This window comes from Mangrovimonas sp. TPBH4 (assembly GCF_001280505.1).
In the GTDB taxonomy this organism is placed as follows: domain Bacteria; phylum Bacteroidota; class Bacteroidia; order Flavobacteriales; family Flavobacteriaceae; genus Mangrovimonas_A.
The window spans coordinates 1-1090 of the sequence record NZ_LBIO01000011.1 but is presented as its reverse complement, the minus strand read 5'-3'; the positions used below and the strand labels follow the sequence as shown (position 1 = coordinate 1090).

Here is a 1090-nt window from a genome sequence, read left to right as displayed (position 1 = left end):
GTGATGCTGCCCAGGGCAACCCACTCGGCAAACGCCTGGTCTACGGAAGCCTGGTCAGAACATGCTGCCATTGTATAATCGTCTGGTGCATTGAAGGAAACCTCTGGTGCAGGCTCTACCGTAAAGGTCGAACTCAGCAATAACGGTGCCCCACAGTCGCTGGTAGCTGTCCAGATTACTTCGGTTGAACCACCACAGGCATCAGGTGCCCCCGGATTGGTCACTTCAACCATCAGGTTACAGCCGCCCGTGATGCTGCCCAGGGCAACCCACTCGGCAAACGCCTGGTCTACGGAAGCCTGGTCAGAACATGCTGCCATTGTATAATCGTCTGGTGCATTGAAGGAAACCTCTGGTGCAGGCTCTACCGTAAAGGTCGAACTCAGCAATAACGGTGCCCCACAGTCGCTGGTAGCTGTCCAGATTACTTCGGTTGAACCACCACAGGCATCAGGTGCCCCCGGATTGGTCACTTCAACCATCAGGTTACAGCCACCCGTGATGCTGCCCAGGGCAACCCACTCGGCAAACGCCTGGTCTACGGAAGCCTGGTCAGAACATGCTGCCATTGTATAATCGTCTGGTGCATTGAAGGAAACCTCTGGTGCTGGAAGCACGCTAAAAGTCGCCGTTCCGATAATGGTTTCTGCACAATCACTTGTCGCTGTCCAGGTAACATCAGATTTTCCGCCACAGGCACTCGGTGCTCCTGGATTGTCTATTGTGATTTCCAAGTTACAGCCTCCGGTGATACTGCCCAAGTCAACCCACTCGGCAAACGCCTGGTCAATCGATGCTTGGTCAGAACAAGCCTCCATCGTAACGTCAGAAGGTACATTAGCAATAACCTCTGGTGCAGGCTCTACCGTAAAGGTCGAACTCAGCAATAACGGTGCCCCACAGTCGCTGGTAGCTGTCCAGATTACTTCGGTTGAACCACCACAGGCATCAGGTGCCCCCGGATTGGTCACTTCAACCATCAGGTTACAGCCACCCGTGATGCTGCCCAGGGCAACCCACTCGGCAAACGCCTGGTCTACGGAAGCCTGGTCAGAACATGCTGCCATTGTATAATCGTCTGGTGCATTGA

At 54.3% G+C, this 1090-nt stretch carries 1 protein-coding gene; it reads right to left on the bottom strand.

The window, feature by feature from the left end:
• The coding region (locus tag ZA05_RS18265; RefSeq protein WP_197276020.1) for a hypothetical protein at positions 1 to 1090 on the bottom strand (1090 nt) is incomplete at both ends.